At 45.0% G+C, this 17,714-nt stretch carries 27 protein-coding genes and 1 pseudogene; 12 read left to right on the top strand and 16 right to left on the bottom strand.

The window, feature by feature from the left end; all coding sequences use genetic code 11:
• A complete protein-coding gene (locus GACE_RS00240; RefSeq protein WP_048090201.1) occupies positions 1-645 on the bottom strand; it encodes an enoyl-CoA hydratase/isomerase family protein in 645 nt (214 codons plus the stop codon).
• Between the two features lie 33 nt (positions 646-678).
• On the bottom strand, positions 679-2,460 hold the full coding sequence (locus GACE_RS00235; protein ID WP_048093431.1) for an ASKHA domain-containing protein: 1,782 nt from the start codon (positions 2,458-2,460) through the stop codon (positions 679-681).
• A 48-nt stretch (positions 2,461-2,508) separates the two neighbouring features.
• Between GACE_RS00235 and GACE_RS00230 the strand changes: the two genes are divergently transcribed.
• Genes GACE_RS00230 through ribB form a run of 3 tightly spaced genes read left to right on the top strand, consistent with a single transcriptional unit; the run spans position 2,509 to position 4,651 of the window.
• Positions 2,509-3,255 carry an arginase family protein gene (locus GACE_RS00230; protein WP_048090199.1) on the top strand — a complete coding sequence of 249 codons (747 nt, stop codon included), beginning with the start codon at positions 2,509-2,511 and terminating at the stop codon, positions 3,253-3,255.
• A 59-nt stretch (positions 3,256-3,314) separates the two neighbouring features.
• A complete protein-coding gene (locus GACE_RS00225; RefSeq protein WP_048090197.1) occupies positions 3,315-3,962 on the top strand; it encodes a winged helix-turn-helix domain-containing protein/riboflavin kinase in 648 nt (215 codons plus the stop codon).
• Positions 3,959-4,651 (top strand): 3,4-dihydroxy-2-butanone-4-phosphate synthase, encoded by a 693-nt coding sequence (ribB, locus tag GACE_RS00220; protein WP_048090195.1) that lies wholly within the window; start codon positions 3,959-3,961, stop codon positions 4,649-4,651. The genes GACE_RS00225 and ribB overlap by 4 nt, the downstream gene beginning before the upstream one ends.
• Here ribB and rplJ read toward each other — a convergent pair.
• The 4 genes from rplJ to GACE_RS11585 all read right to left on the bottom strand — a co-directional run bounded on the left by rplJ (position 4,648) and on the right by GACE_RS11585 (position 6,469).
• Complete coding sequence (gene rplJ, locus GACE_RS00215) at positions 4,648-5,172, bottom strand: 50S ribosomal protein L16 (protein ID WP_048090193.1); 525 nt, start codon at positions 5,170-5,172, stop codon at positions 4,648-4,650. The two genes, ribB and rplJ, sit on opposite strands and share 4 nt — an antisense overlap.
• Before the next feature lie 170 nt (positions 5,173-5,342).
• A complete protein-coding gene (locus GACE_RS11090) occupies positions 5,343-5,915 on the bottom strand; it encodes a class I SAM-dependent methyltransferase (protein WP_052400153.1) in 573 nt (190 codons plus the stop codon).
• A gap of 141 nt (positions 5,916-6,056) precedes the next feature.
• On the bottom strand, positions 6,057-6,308 hold the full coding sequence (locus GACE_RS00205; RefSeq protein ID WP_048090191.1) for a type II toxin-antitoxin system RelE family toxin: 252 nt from the start codon (positions 6,306-6,308) through the stop codon (positions 6,057-6,059).
• Positions 6,305-6,469 (bottom strand): hypothetical protein, encoded by a 165-nt coding sequence (locus GACE_RS11585; RefSeq protein WP_158413781.1) that lies wholly within the window; start codon positions 6,467-6,469, stop codon positions 6,305-6,307. Before GACE_RS11585 ends, GACE_RS00205 begins: the two co-directional genes overlap by 4 nt.
• 120 nt (positions 6,470-6,589) lie before the next feature.
• Here GACE_RS11585 and GACE_RS00200 point away from each other — a divergent pair, with 120 nt between their 5' ends.
• The 3 genes from GACE_RS00200 to GACE_RS11825 are packed head-to-tail and all read left to right on the top strand — an operon-like array spanning position 6,590 to position 7,251.
• Complete coding sequence (locus tag GACE_RS00200) at positions 6,590-6,850, top strand: AbrB/MazE/SpoVT family DNA-binding domain-containing protein (protein WP_048090189.1); 261 nt, start codon at positions 6,590-6,592, stop codon at positions 6,848-6,850.
• Positions 6,819-7,055 carry a hypothetical protein gene (locus GACE_RS11830; RefSeq protein ID WP_318249229.1) on the top strand — a complete coding sequence of 79 codons (237 nt, stop codon included), beginning with the start codon at positions 6,819-6,821 and terminating at the stop codon, positions 7,053-7,055. Before GACE_RS00200 ends, GACE_RS11830 begins: the two co-directional genes overlap by 32 nt.
• A 10-nt stretch (positions 7,056-7,065) precedes the next feature.
• Positions 7,066-7,251, top strand: coding sequence for a hypothetical protein (locus tag GACE_RS11825; protein ID WP_318249228.1), 186 nt, complete (start codon positions 7,066-7,068; stop codon positions 7,249-7,251).
• Here the strand turns inward: GACE_RS11825 and GACE_RS00190 are convergent, their stop codons facing one another.
• Both GACE_RS00190 and GACE_RS12035 read right to left on the bottom strand, forming a co-directional pair.
• A complete protein-coding gene (locus GACE_RS00190; protein WP_148305883.1) occupies positions 7,252-8,019 on the bottom strand; it encodes a hypothetical protein in 768 nt (255 codons plus the stop codon).
• Positions 8,020-8,181: 162 nt separating this feature from the next.
• Positions 8,182-8,367 (bottom strand): annotated as a pseudogene (locus GACE_RS12035) (IS6 family transposase); the annotation flags it as partial.
• 346 nt (positions 8,368-8,713) lie between these two features.
• Between GACE_RS12035 and GACE_RS00185 the strand changes: the two are divergent.
• From GACE_RS00185 to GACE_RS00170, 4 genes are all read left to right on the top strand, one after another.
• Positions 8,714-8,983, top strand: a complete 270-nt coding sequence (locus tag GACE_RS00185; protein WP_048090184.1) for a hypothetical protein — start codon at positions 8,714-8,716, stop codon at positions 8,981-8,983.
• A gap of 64 nt (positions 8,984-9,047) precedes the next feature.
• A complete protein-coding gene (locus GACE_RS00180) occupies positions 9,048-9,719 on the top strand; it encodes a hypothetical protein (RefSeq protein WP_148305882.1) in 672 nt (223 codons plus the stop codon).
• Positions 9,695-10,534, top strand: coding sequence for a hypothetical protein (locus GACE_RS00175; RefSeq protein WP_148305881.1), 840 nt, complete (start codon positions 9,695-9,697; stop codon positions 10,532-10,534). The genes GACE_RS00180 and GACE_RS00175 overlap by 25 nt, the downstream gene beginning before the upstream one ends.
• A 128-nt stretch (positions 10,535-10,662) precedes the next feature.
• Positions 10,663-10,812: a 50S ribosomal protein L40e gene (locus tag GACE_RS00170; RefSeq protein ID WP_048090177.1), complete on the top strand. Its 150-nt coding sequence runs from the start codon at positions 10,663-10,665 to the stop codon at positions 10,810-10,812.
• On the opposite strand, the gene GACE_RS00165 is transcribed toward GACE_RS00170, so the two are convergent.
• Positions 10,813-11,715: an MBL fold metallo-hydrolase gene (locus GACE_RS00165; protein ID WP_048090174.1), complete on the bottom strand. Its 903-nt coding sequence runs from the start codon at positions 11,713-11,715 to the stop codon at positions 10,813-10,815.
• 81 nt (positions 11,716-11,796) lie between these two features.
• On the opposite strand from GACE_RS00165, the gene aroA reads away from it, so the two are divergent.
• Positions 11,797-13,032 carry a 3-phosphoshikimate 1-carboxyvinyltransferase gene (aroA, locus tag GACE_RS00160; protein ID WP_048093427.1) on the top strand — a complete coding sequence of 412 codons (1,236 nt, stop codon included), beginning with the start codon at positions 11,797-11,799 and terminating at the stop codon, positions 13,030-13,032.
• A complete protein-coding gene (gene aroC / locus GACE_RS00155; RefSeq protein ID WP_048090172.1) occupies positions 13,029-14,117 on the top strand; it encodes a chorismate synthase in 1,089 nt (362 codons plus the stop codon). The genes aroA and aroC overlap by 4 nt, the downstream gene beginning before the upstream one ends.
• A gap of 5 nt (positions 14,118-14,122) precedes the next feature.
• Here aroC and GACE_RS00150 read toward each other — a convergent pair whose 3' ends face one another.
• Genes GACE_RS00150 through GACE_RS00125 form a run of 7 tightly spaced genes read right to left on the bottom strand, consistent with a single transcriptional unit; the run spans position 14,123 to position 17,714 of the window.
• A complete protein-coding gene (locus tag GACE_RS00150; RefSeq protein ID WP_048090170.1) occupies positions 14,123-14,350 on the bottom strand; it encodes a hypothetical protein in 228 nt (75 codons plus the stop codon).
• A gap of 41 nt (positions 14,351-14,391) precedes the next feature.
• The gene (locus tag GACE_RS11325; protein ID WP_084063624.1) at positions 14,392-14,535 is read right to left on the bottom strand and encodes an RPC10 family protein; all 144 of its coding nucleotides are present in this window, start codon (positions 14,533-14,535) and stop codon (positions 14,392-14,394) included.
• The gene (rpl37A, locus tag GACE_RS00145; protein ID WP_048090168.1) at positions 14,532-14,798 is read right to left on the bottom strand and encodes a 50S ribosomal protein L37Ae; all 267 of its coding nucleotides are present in this window, start codon (positions 14,796-14,798) and stop codon (positions 14,532-14,534) included. Before rpl37A ends, GACE_RS11325 begins: the two co-directional genes overlap by 4 nt.
• A 3-nt stretch (positions 14,799-14,801) precedes the next feature.
• Positions 14,802-15,581, bottom strand: a complete 780-nt coding sequence (gene rrp42, locus GACE_RS00140; protein ID WP_048090166.1) for an exosome complex protein Rrp42 — start codon at positions 15,579-15,581, stop codon at positions 14,802-14,804.
• Positions 15,574-16,344 carry an exosome complex exonuclease Rrp41 gene (rrp41, locus tag GACE_RS00135; RefSeq protein WP_048090164.1) on the bottom strand — a complete coding sequence of 257 codons (771 nt, stop codon included), beginning with the start codon at positions 16,342-16,344 and terminating at the stop codon, positions 15,574-15,576. Before rrp41 ends, rrp42 begins: the two co-directional genes overlap by 8 nt.
• Complete coding sequence (gene rrp4, locus GACE_RS00130) at positions 16,334-17,011, bottom strand: exosome complex RNA-binding protein Rrp4 (RefSeq protein WP_318249226.1); 678 nt, start codon at positions 17,009-17,011, stop codon at positions 16,334-16,336. The genes rrp41 and rrp4 overlap by 11 nt, the downstream gene beginning before the upstream one ends.
• A gap of 1 nt (position 17,012) precedes the next feature.
• Positions 17,013-17,714, bottom strand: a complete 702-nt coding sequence (locus tag GACE_RS00125; RefSeq protein WP_048090162.1) for a ribosome assembly factor SBDS — start codon at positions 17,712-17,714, stop codon at positions 17,013-17,015.

Here is a 17,714-nt window from a genome sequence, read left to right as displayed (position 1 = left end):
TTAGACATTCCTCATATCTTCGATTGACTTTAAAGCCATTTCCTTCTCTCTCATTACATGCTCTCTGAAACCTGAATAAACCAGCTCCTTTATGTATTTTATTGAATTCCCATCCATTCTCCTGGCAAGATCCACAGCATCATCCAGATTTCCCTTTCTGTCAACTATCCCCAGTCTGATTGCCTCATCAACCCCAAATCTTTCGGCAGTGCTGAGCAGCCTCAGCGCCCTCTTCAATCCCGTTATCCTGGGCAGGAGGAAAGACACTCCCATGTCCGGTGCAATTCCAAGCTTGGCAAATCCGGTTGAAAAGACTGCACTTTCATCCGCCACTATTGCATCACACGCCAGAGCTATGCTGAATCCAGCTCCAAAGGTGTAACCTTTAACAAAAGCAACAACCGGTTTTGGATGGGATGCTATCCTTAGAATCAGATCATTGGCGATGTCTGCGAATTCGATTATTTCAGGCTCGCTGGCATGCTGGACGAAGTTCAGATCGAGCCCGGAAGAGAAGCTCGGTTCCCCGTAAATGACAACAGGATTACTGCAATTACACAGTTCGTCATAGATTTCCTTCAAATGGTCAAGATCGAGAGCGTTGTGCTTTTCTGGCCTCTTAAAATGGATTATATCGACATCCATGATTCAAATGCTGATTTAAGAAAATAAAGCTTTTCAAACATATCGGTCATAGATCGTTGGAAAGAGTTCAGGTTTTCCGGGCAGCGAGAGAGCAGCATTGTATTCATCCATGAAATCCGCATCTGTGCTGAGGTCAAAGTAAGTCATAAGCTTAGCCATTGTTTCGGCAAGATTTCTTTTTTTCTGTGAGGTCAGAGCAAGATACGCTCCTGCCAGTGAGCCGTTACCTATCTGCTTCACCTCAGCGTTTGGCAGCTCCGGAAAAAGCCCAATTGTGATAGCATTTTCGAAATCGATGTAGTATCCAAAGCCACCGGCAATGTAAAACCGCTCCACATCAGCAGGACTTATTCCGGCCTTCTTGATCAGCACCGCTATCCCGGCACACACCGCCGCTTTCGATTTGATGAGTGTGTCAATGTCGGTCTGGGTAAGAACGATATCCTTTCCTGTCTCGGTTTCATCGGCGTAAGCAACAACAAATTCGTAATCGGACTCACCCTTCCTCACACGCTCATGCTCTCTGTCAAGATTGCCCTGAAAATCAACAATTCCGTTCCTGAAAAGCTCTGCAAGCAGATCTATAAGCCCACTCCCGCAGATACTCCTGGGCTTTTTCCCGCCGATTACAGTATACTTCACCCCACTGCTGTCTATCTCGACGTGATCTATCGCGCCCTCCACCGCCCTGCTGCCATGTTTTATCTCATAACCCTCAAAAGCGGGGCCAGAGGCGACACTCGTGGAGATTGCCCAGCCCTCACTTCCCAGAACGATTTCACCGTTCGTGCCGAGATCGACCATCAGTGAGAGATAGGGGGAATCGGCGATGCCTGCCGCGAGAACGTCACCCACTATGTCTCCTCCAACATACCGTCCTACCGGCGGCAGTGCAAATACAAGAGCGTTCTCGTTCACGTTCAATCCCATCCCTTTCGCCCTGTCAACAAAACCTTTCTTTTCCACCCTGACTCTGGAAGATCTGAAGAGATAATCGATATCTCTTTTCAGGAAGAAGTGAGTCATCAACGTGTTTCCGGCTGCCACCACGTCATAGATTTTTTCCGGAGAAGAATAGCCTTCTAACAATCTATCTATGAGAGCGTTTACCGAATCTACAACTGCTCTTTGGAGAATATCGAGCCCATCCTTTCTGCTGAAGACGAACTCGACTCTTGAGAGTACCTCTTCACCGTACACTATCTGTCCGTTGTAATCCGAAGCTATGTTCACCACCTTTCCGGTATTGAGGTCTATCAAGGCAGCGACAAGAGTTGTTGTACCAATGTCAATGGCAAGCCCAAAGCACTCATCTCTCGTATCTCCTTCCTCAACAGCTATGACCTCTTTTCCCCTCAAAACCAGAGTGAAATCGCCATCTTCAACCACGGGATTGCATGAGAGAACATAACCCCTTTGTGAGATTATCTCAGGAAGGAAAGAATCCCGGTAAAACTCCTTCCAGACGTAAGGGGACAGTTCACCGGCCGAAACAATAAAATCTGAAAGAATCTGCTGCTTTTCAAGGCGGGATTCAACAGGAATGAATATTTCAGCATCACTGGAAAGAAAGGCCTGACACGCCAGAACAACTCCCTCGTTTCTCTCTTCTTCGGAAAGAAACTTTTCATGCGGTTCGGGATTTATTCTGAAATCACCTTTTCTTACAATAACCCGGCACTTACCGCAGGCACCCTTACCTCCGCAAAGACTTCTGATTCCCTCACCGGCATTCTGAGCAATTTCAAGAATGGACTTTCCAGCTTCACACTCAATTCTCTTGCCAGAGGGTAGGAAAACCACTTTAATCATCATTCCTGCATCCATCACAAATTATTTATTGGTTTTCCCGAAGAATGTAGTATGGAATTTGTTATAATTTATAATCAAGAAATCGAATCGGACTGGATGCCATCTTCAAAGAGAGTGAAGGGTCCGGTGCATTTCGCAGCACGCCACATCAATCCCGAAAGTTACATACTCAAAATCCACTCCAGAAAGTATTACGAGAAAGTTAAGAATACTCCGTTTTTCAAAATTGCATATGAATCCATAAGGTGTGTTCTCTCCTCAGCAGAGGAAATTGAAAATTACAATCTTGTCATCGTTCCAACCACCGCCACAGGTCATCAGGCCGGAAGGGAAAAATGGCAGGGGTACAGCTTTTTTAATGACATAACTGTTCTAGTTGAAAGGCTCAAAGATAAGGGATACGAAAAAATTGCAGTGCTTGAGACCGATGCTCATCACAGCGACACATACAGAATATGCAGCGCCTCATTCTACTGCATAAACGGAGACAGAAAGTGCGAAATCGTTCAGGAAATGAAATGCAGAATTTCGAGAGGCTTGGATAAAGAAAATTACCTGAAAAGATTTTCGAGAGTCGTGGATCTGATAAAGGATGACAGTCCAGAAATAGTGATCTGGTATCTCGGTCAGGATCTCCATGAGCTGGAGTATTCAGGCGGAGGGCTGGACGACGATACATTCAGAGCGATGATAGAGAATTTCATGAGAATAAAAGCCAGAAAGATCGTACTCATATCCTCCGGAACACGGGAGGACGTTTTTGAAAGGATCGTCTCATTTTTCGAGAATACCCCATGATTTCTGCATAGCTCACTCCACCAATAAGTTTATATGAGAAGCTTCTCAATTTTGAGAAGATGTTGACCGAGCTTAAAAAGCTTGCAATGATGAATGCCACCAGAAAAGTCGTCAAGATAAGCTCCAAGGAGTTTGCAGAGAAGATAGATCAGAGCTTGCAAACGGCAGCAAGAAAGCTCAAAGAACTGGAAGAAAACGGATACATAGAAAGGATAATCGATAGTGACGGCCAGTATGTTGTGATTACAGAAAAGGGAAAGGAACTGCTCTACAGAGAATACCTCGAACTGAAAAAAATCTTCGAAGGTGAGGAGAAGATCTGCATAACCGGCAGAGTGATGAGCGGAGTCGGCGAAGGGAAATATTACGTCAGCTTAGATGGGTATAAAAGGCAGTTTGAAGAAAAACTTGGATTCGCCCCATATCCTGGAACTCTGAATCTGAAAATCCCGAAAGAGCAGATGTATTTCAGGAGAGTTCTTGACGAAGAAGATGGTATCCTAATAGAGGGTTTCAAAACCGAAGACCGAACATTTGGGGACGTGAAGGCGTTCAGATGCAGAATTGATGGAATTGAAGGGGCAGTCATAATCCCGAAGAGAACTCACTACAGCAAGGACGTTCTCGAGATTATCGCCCCCGAAAAACTGAGGGAAAAGCTCGGTCTCAGGGACGGAGATAATGTGGAAATAGAGGTGATCTTATGATTGAGGAAGCAATAGATGCATTCAGGGAAGGAAAACCCGTGCTGATCTACGATTTTGACCACCGGGAGGGGGAGACAGACATAGCAATACCCGCCGTTGAGGTCCGGCCAAAAGATGTTGCCATGCTGAGAAGAGATGGTGGAGGGCTTATATGTGTCTCAATTCCATTCAGGGCAGCGGAAAAACTTGGCTTGCCCTTCATGCACGAAATTCTTGAAGCTTCATCAAGCAGATTTCCCGACCTTGAAAAACTCGCCCATTTTGACATAAAATACGATTCCCGCTCATCATTCAGCCTGTGGGTAAACCACAGAGACACATACACCGGCATTACAGATACCGACAGAGCTCTGACAATAAGGAAGATTGGTGAGGCAGTTGCTGCGGTTGAAAAAGGGAAAGAATTCGATTTTGGTGCAGAATTCAGGAGTCCGGGACACGTTGCAGTACTCAAGGCATCGAAAGGTCTGGTCTTTGAGAGGGTGGGACAGACAGAGCTGAGCATTGCAGTAGCGGAGATGGCAGGCATAGTCCCGGCAGTCACGATATGTGAAATGCTTGATGAAAGGACCGGAAAAGCGCTTCCGAAAGCCGATGCAATAAAATATGCAGAGAAGCACGGAATCCCGTTTGTAGGGGGAAAAGAGATAGTGGAATACTACGAAAGTTTAGTTAAGATAAAAATTTAAACTTTCCCTTTAAGAAGCTCGCGACCCTTCTCCACCACCACACTCACGGGAGTTGGCATCTTCTGTCCGGCCCTCTTCAGAGCTTCTTTTGCAACCTCAAAATGTTCAGGCTTCGTCCAGATGCTGATGATCCTTGTTCCCGGGAAGACTCTCGCTGCTCTGCCAACCGGTTTTCCGAAGGCTCTCCTCATACCCTGCGAAATTCTGTCTGCTCCTGCTCCGGTAGCCATTCTGTGCTCCCTCAGCACGTGATGCGGGTAGATTCTGACCTTGAGGAAGTAGTTGCTCGAACCGGCTCTCCTTGCAATGTACTTGTTGGCAGCAATTCTCGCAGCCTCCAGAGCAGTATCTCTTACCTGAACAGACTCTTTTGCTACAAGTGTGAGCATGACAGGGAATTCAGCATTTTTATTACCCATCTCAAACTGTCTGAGCCTTATTCCTGGCACACCGTCAATGTACTCTGTTCTCGTGTATGGTCTCTCCAGCCTTCTCCACATCTTTGCTGGTCTCCTTGCCATAGTGTTGAGGGGAAACTTAGGGTATTTAAGTTTAACCTGAATGTGTAAAACCGGACGGCCTAAGATTTAAAGGAATCTTGAAGGGAGTGAACACTCCAGCCCATATATTCCCGCCGGAATTATTCTCCAGAGAATAGGCACATAACGAACAGGTAACTGCATCAACCAAGTCAAACCCGTTTCACAGCGACCGCAGAAGTCATCAGCGGAAACCTCCTCCTGATCTCAAGTTTCTCGGCATTTTCAAGACTTTCAAAAAGCGACCTGAGCCTATCGAAACTCAGACCGTGCCCTATAAATCCCTCCTTTCTCGCATCCAGAATGTAAAGCACACCTCCTGACTTCACCATCCTCCACAGATTCTTCAGCCCCTTTTCCGGATTGTTCCAGTGATGCAGGGAGAAGGTGGAATAGACCACGTCAAACTCGCCGAAGTAATCGCTCTCCACATCTCCGGTCCTGAACTGCACATTAACGCCCGTGTCTCTCGCCCTTTCCCTTGCAATCGCTATCATATCTTCAGAGAGGTCAAAGGCTGTAACATTCACCCCAAGCTCCTTCGCAACCCTCACGGCGAGAATTCCGGGCCCGCAGCCAGCTTCCAGATATTTTCCTTTCACCCCCAGCCTCTTCAGATCCCTGATCGCATGCCAGTAGAGAATCGACGATACCCTGCTAACAGCCTTATCGTACCTCCTCGCACCCTCACCTTCAAATTCTTCGAACTTTTCGAGAATGCCCATTGAAAGAAGAAATTCGTGAATGGATAAATTACTTTTGAAGAAGTTCGGTAAAATTCATTCTGGAATTGCTTTCAAATAGACAGGGACCATGAAGCAAACAAACTTTAACAGCTTAGTGCAAGCCTCCACGTTAACTCAAATCTACAATCCTTTGTAAATCCTTCCTCTGACATCCACATTTACCACAACAATAACCGAAGTCTCCTCATAAACTTTGAAAAGCGCTCGGTAATCACCTATCCTCATTCTGTAAATATTTTCGGAAATTCTAACAACATTGCGAACGTTGGGGAAATTTTCAAGTTCTTCAAGCTTTTGTTTTATTCTATGGGAATCCGGAAACTTATCGAGCTTTTTCTTTGCTTTTGGAAGCATGTAAACTTCATAACTCATAATTTGACCAGCCTATCAAACTCCTTTCTGGATACAATTTCATCAGCTTCTTTGATCAGGCTGATCTCTTCTTCGGTAATAACAAGGTCTTCCAGCAACTCAAGAATCCTATCGATTTTATTCTCAAGTCGCTCTATCCTGTTCATGATATCAGAGGCCATAGGGCAATATTCTCAGACAACTTTAAAAGATTTTACTCTCATAATTTAGTTCAGTAAACCAAATTCATACCATTACAAAACCTTTTATAACCTCTCAAACCAAGTGGGAAATGTGGGAAAATGCCAGTGGCAAAAATTGACGAGAAGGGCAGGATTCTGCTGCCCAAAGAAATAAGGGATAGAATGAACATAAAACCAGGAGAGGAGTTTCTGGTGGCAGATTTAGATGAAAATGCAGTTGTGCTCAGGAGAATTGACGTTAGAAAGATGCTTGAGAATCTTATAGAAAAAGCAAAATCAATTGATCTGGAAAAGCTGGAAAGAGAAATAGAAGAGGAAGGGAACAGAATTGCAAGAAGAAAACACAAAATTTCTGATTGATACCAACGTTTTCATAGCCGCGATTAAAAAAGGATGGACGAAAACAACAGAATTAGTTCTATGCCTTCTCCCCAATCCAGAATTTGTTCTGGTGGCAAATGACGTTTTGCTTGCAGAGTATGAAAAATATGCCAAGGCGTTTGATGCCGAGAATTTTCTTGAGTTTATGAGGCTCAGAGTTATTATCGTAAATCCTTCAAGATGAGGAGATCAAAGTGTGCAGGCAGTATTTTCCAGAAAATGAGGTTGCTGATGCAGTTCATGCTGCCAAATGCCTTAAAACAAATGCAGTTCCTATTACAAATGACAAACACTTTGATCCGATCAAGAAGGCGGGTTTGATAGAGGTGTGGAATCCTTCAGAAGCGATCAGGAGTCTTCTAAAAAATATTGAGGAGTAGTTATTTCCCTACAACTTCGGCCAATGCACTCACCGCAAGAGTAATGTTCTTTCCAAAGCCATCCCTGCAGTGGAAGATCCATACTGGATAATAGTACTCCTGCCTTTCCCCTATCCCTCCTGCGTAGTATCCGGGCTCAATTTTCACAACCTCAAGATTTAATTTACCCATTGGCTTCCTGAGGACTTCTCCATTTTGGAGAAGCTCACAGGCCTTTTGCGGAGAAATTATCCTCACATCTTTAGTGTATTCCAGCTTTCTCCATATTTTTACGAGGTCCACGATTGTTCCGTTTTCCCCGATGAACACGGTTATCTCTCCACCCGGCCCAACAACCGGGAATCCGTTTATTTCTCGCTTGAAGCTGACCACAACGAGTGTCGGCTCTCGTCCAACCTCTCCTGCTGAAGAGTCCATGTACGAAACGTACTCTGCTCTCACTCCACGCAGCACAGCATCTTCGGGAACACCACCATACCTTTCAAGGGCTTTCAGGGCGATCTCGACTGCCTCCTCTTCCGACGGCAGGTTTTTCCTCACTTTCCAGTACTCCGGACTCGAATTCGAAATTGTTTCAATGATCTCCCCTCCAACGACCCTGTAAACTGGCATTCTTTCAGGAGCTTCCGGAAACGTGGTTTTGAGCTTGACAAAGCCTATGGGCGACATGACTGGTATAGCTGCTGGAGAAATGACTTTCCAGAATGTAAAAATCATTAGTGCTGTTAAAGACATAATTAGAAGAAGGCGATGTCGTTTCAACAGCATGTGCAGCACCTCCAGCCCAAATTATCAAGATTGATGAATTTCATCCAAGGCATCGTTGTTGAATGAGCATTTGAAGCCGACGATTTTGTTACATTCATATCTAACATATTCGAAAAATACTTAAAGGCAAAACTACTTCCAAAAGAGGTTTGGTGGGGACTGTCAAATTAACACCCCCAGATTACACAACCCAACAAAGCTCTCCAGCCAGCTCTGAACGGAATCAAAGGAACTGTTAAAGGGAAACCTGTTAAAGAACCTCTTTGTTCTCCCCTTCATAATAGAAAAGAATCCCTCAACAGCATTTCTTGTTCCAAAGGTCTCATGCCTGTAACATAATTCCAGTCTTTATAAAGCCCACCTGTGCTTTTCCCAAAGAGAGTCCGTAGAAGTAGAGTGGGGCTGAGAGTATTTTAGCTCAACTTTCTTCTTGTTCCTTCGAAAGACTTTTTTAACCCTGAGTTCTTCTATTAGCTGGGTTATTGCGGGGTGCATGTGTTTTATTTGGATTTTTTATTTTTTAATGTTATTCTTGACAGCCCCGGTCAAGTTATTTGACATTCACGTTAAAGGAATATAAACTTTCTGACCATGTTTTGAGAATATAAAATTAATAATATTTTCTTAAAATATGGTCAGAATTGTTATATGTCAGTATGATGTAATACTGTTATGTGGTAAAAGAGGTGGTTAGATGAGAAGAGCATTGGCGATGTTGCTGGTTTTGGTGACACTATGTATGGGAATTACAGCAGGGAACGAGTATCCGGCAGACATAACTATAATTGTCGAAAAAATTTTGGGTGAAGAAACTAAAATAAATATCCAATCAGACAAAATTCCATCAAAGGCAGAAATAGAACAGCTAAACATCTATGTAAATCCAGTAACTAAAATAGTTAAAGCTCTAAAAGCTCGGGGATTGAGTGACGGAGAAATTATCGAAAATATTAGAAAAATATAATCTGGGTTGGGATCCCAAAACAGGAGCGGCTTGGAGAGAGTTCAAAAAACCATCTACAAAAGAGATGTCATTCTTAAAGCCACTCAGAGTTCCAAACAAGAATTCTGCAAGCATAAGTCAGACATCCAGTCAAGCCAATCAGGTTATGGAGGTGGTTCCAGATAATGTTTATCGAGGAATAAACACGAATTTGAGGCCGAACGAAATGAGACTTGAGCCAAATGGGACTGTTCAGCACGTAATAACAACTCATGTCGGTAGAAAGCTTGTTGGCGAAGATTACTGGACTGAAGCTGGTGTTGTTAGGTGGCTCGTTGATGGAGAACCAACAGAAATGTACATATTTACCTATGACAACGACGAGGGGCAGTGGAAATGGCACGGCACAACAAATTCTTCCGCTTTCACAAATTACTTGGTCTACGTGACAGATCAAGTTGGTGCGTGGGGTTACATATACAATATCTGGATTAACGGAGAGTGGGTTAGAAGTGGGCATTTATGGTACAGAGAGAACAACATCGATCAGGCGAATGAAGTGTGGACAGATACCGGAAGCTATACAGACGATTACGGCGTTGCAAAGCACGACGATCCATTCCTATACATCCAAGATTACGCTGTGTGGTGGGACGACAATGTAAATACGGACTGGTGGCATTCTCCAGACCCGTGTCCGGTGAAAGAATACCACAAACTGGAGGTGAGTTCATGGGCGTACTGGACGTGGATTTAATAAAACATTCATTATTAATTTTAATTATTTTGTCCTCGTTAACTTTATCTGGCTGTTTGGATAGTGAAAGGAAATCAAATTTACATACTAAAGGCAATGAAAGTGAAAAAATCAATATTAGTGAAAAAGCTCTTGAAATAGCCCTAAACGATAGTGAGGTTAAGAAGATAATTGGCACTAATTACAGAATTCTCAATGTGACGATGTCCCACTTAGAAAGGATCTACAAGGGTGTTAGAATTTCCAAAGATTATCCTGTGGTCGTTGTGGATACAAAAAGTTCCATCAACTACATTTACGTCGATATAGAGAACGAAACGGTTGTGAATATAGGGACTGTGTACAAGAGGCAGCCTCTACCTCCAGAAAAACCAGCACCACTCCTCACCCCTCCTCCACTTGTTATGACTCCAATCCATCCGGGAAAGATTGTTATGGATTTCATCAAATTCTACAACGAAAGAAATGCAACAGAACTCTACGAAATGTTTTCTGACAGGATAAAAATGAATAGATCTATTGAAGACACAGAGAAAGAGCTGAGCTTTGCAGAAAACCACAACATCTCATTAGCTCCAAATGAAAAGCTCTTTGCCAGAGATGGGTTGATGGAGAATGAAACAATGATCTATAAAGCCAACCTTACCATCTCCTATAGCAATGGAGCCAAAAATGCAACAATCGAATTCCCCATCCTCTATGTAAAGTACACCAGAGAAAAAGACAATCTGACCTATATCGGATTTCAACCGGCTATAGATGGATGGGTCTTTGAAGAGATAAGAGAGGTGATTCTGGAGAATTTTGAGGAATAAAACAGGAGAATTCCAGATCGAGAATCATGTCCCCTTTTATTGTTCTCGGATTATCGCTATTTTAAGCTACTCATATTTAACGCCTTAAACATCGCAAGTATTAAATACACTCCCCCCTTGCTGCCATTATGGCAAGATTCCCAGAGGCTGAAGCAAGGCTATTCAACGTCAAGATATGCATGAGGTGCAATGCAAGGAATCCCATAAAGGCCAAGGTCTGCAGAAAGTGCGGGTACAAGGGTTTGAGGCCAAAGTCAAAGGAGAGGAGAGGGAAGTAATCATATCCTGTTTTCTTTAACATATTCATACATTCCCCTGATAGAGTTTCTTATGAAATACTCTTCTCGCTTTCTCACATCGGCGTCGAGTTTTTCCAGGTTAGAAAATCTGGGATCCTTATTAAGCAATTCATGCACAACGATTCCATAAACTGACTCAAAGTCTTCAACAGATGAGCAACAAATGGCATCGAAAACTGCATCTGTCCAGAGATCCAGCTGTTTTTCAGCATATTCTGCCACATCAAGACTGTTTTCAAGCATTCCAAAGTGTCCCATACATGCTTTTTTCTTTCCGACGGACTTCAGCTTTTTAACCGAGTCCATGGCAATTTCATGAACAAATTTCGGCGGAGTTGCAGGCCTCTGATATACATCGTCCCATACTTCATGAGTTACTCCAAAGGCCTCTCCAACGAAGAGGTAATCCCCAACAATATAGCTCTGGTGATGCACGGCATGACCGGGAGTGTAGAGGACCTCAACACCATCTATGGCGTCCACAAACCTTTCAGGATGGACCGGGTCAATAATACCGTAGTGCTCGGCCACCTTTCCCAGAACCTTAAGGCTACCACGCCAGAGTTTTTCAGGATTTATGAGGTGTTCCTTCCCCCTTTCGTTAACGAGCACCTTTGCATTTTCAAAGTGTCTCAGAAACTCTCCCAGCCCACCAGCATGATCGATGTGAATGTGAGTGATGAGAACGTAGTCCACATCCCGGATACCCATGTCCCTCAATGACGTCACAAGGAGGGGGATCGTGCTTTTGGGCCCCGGATCGATCACAAGAGTGTACTCGTCTCCGGTGTACACCCATGCACTGATAAACTTCCTGAATCCTTCAAGCTTCTGCGGGAGATCAATGAGGCAAAGGTCATCCGAAAACCTGAGGATGCTCATACAGACCAATCTCGGATAAGCCCTAAAAAAGATTGTGATTTTTGCGAAAAAGATATTATGGCAGGGCGGGAAAGAGGTGTGATGAACGTAAAGATATCAAAAAGCAATATAAATGGGACGATTACTGCCCCTCCATCAAAAAGCTACACACATCGTGCTTTCATATCATCATCGCTTTCACCAAAATCTGTGATCTATAACCCACTTATATCGGAAGACACGATTGCAACGCTGATATCCTGCAAAAAAATGGGAGCAGACTTTGTTAAAAAAAACAGAAACGTCTACTTTCTCGGCACAGAAACCATTAAGCCGGGGTACTACAACACAATGAATTCAGGCACTACTCTGAGAATTTTACTATCTCTGCTCTCAACAATCCCGCACAGCTCGGTTATCGATGGAGATGAGTCTCTGAGAAAAAGGCCAAACAGGGAGCTTGTTTCAGTGCTGAAAAAGCTCGGGGCCAGAATTCATGGAAGCCATGACTACAACGCCCCTTTAAGGGTCAGAGGAAAAATCAATCCCGGCCAATTGGAGATTTCAGGTAAGAGCTCGCAGTTTGTAACATCACTTCTGTTTGCTCTTCCACTCCTCGAGGGAGAATCCACACTGAAAGTAGGTGAAATCAAATCCAGACCATACATCGACATAACACTGGATGTTCTGGAACAGAGTAACATAAGTATAGAAACCGAAGGTAGCACATTTTACATATATCCATCCGAATTCAGGCTCAGAGAGTTCACCATTCCACCGGATTACTCTTCGATGAGCTACCTAATCTCAGCGGGGCTTCTGGCCGGAAAAGTAGTTATTGAAAATGCAATCGACTCGAAACAGGGAGATAAAAGATTCATAGAAGTTGCAAGGGAGATGGGCGGCACAGTAAAAAAGAGGGGCAATAAGATTATTGCCGAGAACTCTGAACTTGAGGCGATTGAATTCGACGCAGGGGATACACCCGACATTGTACCCACTGTTGCGGTTCTCGGTGCTGTGGCGAGAGGGACGACAGTAATTTACAACGCGGAGCATCTCAGGATAAAGGAGACAGACAGAATAAAAACAGTGGTGGAGAACCTGAAGAGACTTGGCGTCGAAGCGAGAGAAACGAAAGACGGGATGATAATCAGAGGTGGTGGTGTGAGTAAAGGCACTGTTGACAGCCATGGAGACCACAGGATTGCAATGGGATTTTCTCTGCTCGGTCTCGTAGGGGAGGTTACTGTGAAAAATGCTGAATGCGTGAGCATATCATATCCCAATTACTTTGAGGATTTGAAAAAACTCGGTGCAGGAGTTGAGGTGTTATGACTGGAAACACGTTTGGAAGAGTGTTCAGGGTTGCGACATTCGGTGAAAGCCACGGTTATGCTGTGGGCTGTGTTGTCGATGGGTGCCCCGCAGGATTGAGCCTCGATGAAGAGGACATAAACCGGGAGCTGAGGCGAAGAAGGCCAGGAGGCAGATTTGCATCGCCAAGAAAGGAAAAAGACGAGGTAAAAATAATTTCTGGCGTGTTTGAAGGTAAAACCCTCGGAACCCCTATCGCAATCATCATAGAAAATAAAGATGCAGACTCCAGAGCGTATGAGGGAATTAAAGACCTTGCGAGACCGGGCCATGCAGACTACACATACTTCGCAAAGTTTGGCATCAGGGACTGGAGAGGGGGAGGCAGAGCATCAGGGAGGGAGACCGTTGCAAGAGTTGCTGGCGGAGCGATAGCGAAAAAGATTCTCGAAAAATTCGGAATCAGGGTGTATGGCTACTCCGGAGAAATTGCTGGAGTGAGAGCAGAGGTCGATGGTGAAATCGAGGAAATTTTCGAAAAAGCAGAGAAGAGCGAAATAAGGTTTCCAGATGCCGAAAAAGAAGAACTTGCTTTGGAGAGAATCCGGGAAGCAATGAGAGAGGGAGACAGTGTTGGAGGGGTTGTCGAAATCGTTGTCAAAGGGGTTCCCGCAGGACTCGGAGAGCCAGTATTCATGAAGGCCGAAGCTTACCTCGCATACGCACTCATGAGCATTCCGGCCGTGAAGGGAGTTGAGTTTGGAGCAGGCTTTGAATCGGCAAGATTGAAAGGAAGTGAATTCAACGATGAAATGTATGTGGAAAAGGGACAAGTCGGGTTCTTCACGAACAATGCCGGTGGCGTCCTCGGTGGAATAACAACCGGTCAGGACATACTCATAAGGCTCGCAGTAAAACCAACCCCAAGCATTTCAAAAATTCAAAAGACCGTGAATCTCAGAACATTGGAAAACGAGGAAATATCCGTCAGGGGGAGGCACGACCCCTGCATAGTACCGAGAGCGGTTGTTGTTGCAGAGGCGATGACAGCAATAGCAATCCTCGACCTCATGATGCTGCAGGGACTTGTGCCGAGATTTCTCTGATGGATTTATCCCATTCTCTGACGCTCATATTCCATTCTTATTTTTTCAAGCTCCCGTTCCTCGACATAAGGCAGAATCACTCCACATCGGATGCACAGCCAGGGGTGAGCATTTACCGACATGGAAAAAAATCCTGCCCAGGGTTTCATCCAGAAATATCTTGCATGACCATAGAGATTCGTTTTACCTTTCAGCATTTCCCCTCCACAGAACGGACATACTTTCGTATCCATAAAATTATTTTTGAAAATGGGTTAGAAAATGGTTTCTGTTTTTATACTGCCTTTACTCGTTTTTTCAATGCGGGTGGCTTGGGTTTCATTACAACCCTGCTACCACATTTCGTGCACTGGATGTGATTCCTGTCCAGATCGATATCCACTTCGGACCCGCAGAAAACACAGATAAAAACGCTCATAGGCTTCTACCTTTGCTCAGAGCCTGTTCAACAAGTTTCATTGAGGGTGACGTTGGTATGTATGCCCCACCCGCAAATTTGTATCCGCAGCTTCTGCACTCCCAAATAGCAGTCCCAACTCTCTTCACGGCCTTTTTCCCACACTTCTTGCACACATATTTCTTCCTCTGAGCGGTTTCAATCTCGATGAGCGTTCTTCTAACTCTGAGACCATATCTGGGCCCGTACCTCCCAGCCATTTTAACTTTTTTTGTTCTCGCCATTCCTCACACCTCTTTGAGCAGTTTTCTATTCTCCTTGGCTTTTCTTATGCTCATATCAACTATTTCGATCAGCCTGTCCTCATCAAGCAGATGGCTTCCGCTTTTCTGCATGGCCACAATGTTATCCTCGCTGTCGGTGGTTACGGTTATAAAGTTTTTCGACGCATTCTCCTCATCCTTGCACGGGTCAACCACTGCATAGTCTCCAATAATCTGGGTGGTTACTGCCACAGGCAGATCCCTGACCGGAAGAGGGAAGTCATCTCCAGCCTCAAACCTCTCAGCGGGGACCGTTGTATTAAGGAGGGCCGCAATGGCTCCAAGGGCTGAGGCATCCATCAGGTTGCCATCATCGTCAAGAGCCCAGACATCTATAAAGACCATCCACACCTTCTCCCCTTCCTCAATAACAAGCTTTGACAGATCAACTGCCTCGCTCTCCCTGATGCCTCTGTCAACAACCCTTGCAAGCTCAATGGAATGCTCGTCTGGAGGTCCCGGCTCAAATGTGGGTGATGCAAGAGGTACAAGTTCTGCATTCGTGATTATGATGCCCTTATCGGGGGTGTCGGGGAAGGGTTCACCAGGCTGCATTTTCACTCCAACAATGACCTGAGTGTTTCCGATTTTGACTAACGCTGATCCTTCGGCCTTCTCCACAAGTCCCGTTTCTATCTCAATGTTCCGGTATTCATCAAAAGCCCTGCCATCAATCCTCTCCCCATCTCTAAGCTTGCTCAGGATATAATCTCGTTTTATGTCAAGCAAAATGTCTTCACTCATCGCTGTTCACCTCTTCACTCTCAATCATGTACTCCGCCTTTATCGCCTCTTTCTGCATTTGGTAAATCTCCATTGCCCCTCTTTTTGCCATTTCAAGTGCTTCTTTGAACTCGTCCCTGCTCACCCTGCCATCCATCTGCAGGAGTGCAATGGACTCGATTTTGTCATTTCTGATGAAGAAGGCAAAGGGGATATCTGCCTGACCGTAATTATCCTCCTCTTTCATGGGATCCAAAACGAGAACGTCATCCACCTTCGCAACTGCAACACTCGAAATCAGTCCCCTCATTGGCACGCCAGCATCAACCAGAGCCACACTTGCTGCATTAAGGCATGCAGTCCTTGTTCCAGCATCTGCCTGAAGGACCTCAACAAAGACATCTATCCCACTTCTCGGAAAAAGTTCCTTCATTACAACCGCCTCTATGGCCTCTCTGCTCACCTTGGATATCTCTATGCTCCTTCTGTCAGGACCGGGTCTCTTTCTCTCCTCCACACTGAACGGAGCCATGCTGTACCTGTACCTCACAACAGCCTTGACGGGATCGGCAAGATGTCTCGGATGGACCTCTCTTGGCCCATAAACCGCGGCAACAACCTTGTTCTTACCCATTTCAAGGTAGCACGAACCGTCGGCCCTCTTCAGAACGCCGACCTTGATGTTTATTGGCCTGAGTTCATCAAAGCCTCTACCATCCAGTCTCTTCCCATCAACAATTAGCTGAATATCTCCACTAAGCCTGTTCAAATCCTCACTGACCATTTAATTCACCTTTCCTCCTCTTAACAAACTCCGTAATCCTATCTGTAAGCCCCTCAGTATGGGCTTCAGACTCGATAATATATATTGCCTCTTCCACAATATTTACCTTCCTCCTGTCACCGCTTATCCAGATGAGTCCGTTCTTGCCAACGATAATCTGAACTCCAAGTTCGGTTTTAAAGAGCTTAATCATGCTACCTCCTTTTCCGATGACTCTTGGCACTCTTGCAGGGTTTATTGGAACTATCCTCCCAAACCTGACCGCCCTGCACATTCTATCCTTCATCGTGAGCGTAACCTTCATTTTAGGATCGATATTGACGACCTTGGCAATTATTATATCACCTATCTCAAGGATATCGTTCGGTTTTCTGTTTGGTCTCATCTCGGGGTTTTCTGCAGCGGGTAAAAACCCCTGGTAGGGCGAATTTATATCCACCGCCCATCCGTTGGACGTAACCTCCCTGACAATACCAATAACGACATCCCCCACAGATGGGATGTACCTGCCTTTCAGAGGGATTACCCTTACAGACGTTTCCGATTTATCAAGCAATCCCAGGAATTTTGCATAAACCTTCCCTTTATCAACATACGTGCCGGCTCCCGCAACCTTTGGATTTGATGCGAGCAGTTCTCCGGGCAACACTATAGGCCTTGTCATCATTTCACCTCCGGCTCAGTATTTTTGTCAGCGCCTCCCCTTTTGCAACCCTGCCGAGCAGGTCCATTAAATCTGCCTGCATTCCTGCAGGAATTCTCATCACACATACCCAGCTCCCGTCTCTCTGCCATTCCTCCCTAATAACGGTTCCAAAGTTATAGAGAGCTGATATGGCCTTGCCAGTATATTCTGGAGGAATCTTTATTGCTATATCAACTTCCTCAAACTTCAGAGGCAGAATTGGCTTTAAAGCCTTAACAATTTCCTTCGCCTGTGCCTCAGCAGGCTTAAAAATGTCTATGTTCACCCTTGCTTCCTCAAGAGCAGCCTCTATCCTCGAATACGTATGGGGAGCATTCGTTCTCGGATCAATTGCGTTCCTACGGATGTACTCAATAACCTGCCGTTTCTTCTGTTCAAGCATCTCCTTTCTCTGTTCTGCAGTTATCTGAACATCTCCCTCAAGAATTATCGTCCTTATGATCTCGGTTATATCGGATGTGCCAAAGACCTTTTGCAGATCCTCCACAGATGCCCTTGTTCCCTTCTTTGCATCATGAAACACCTCTTCAGCCGCCACAAGTTCATCGAAGTTCACTTCCTTGCCTTCCTTCAGATCTCTCGCAAGGTATGGGTCCACAAGAACTTCGAAGTTTTCGCCACCCTTTCGAAGCCTTGCAATCACTGCCTTCTCTAAGGATACCAT

The sequence above is a fragment of the Geoglobus acetivorans genome (genome assembly GCF_000789255.1).
Taxonomy (GTDB): domain Archaea; phylum Halobacteriota; class Archaeoglobi; order Archaeoglobales; family Archaeoglobaceae; genus Geoglobus; species Geoglobus acetivorans_B.
Note: the sequence above shows the minus strand (reverse complement) of the source record. Positions and strands in the feature narration are given on the sequence as shown.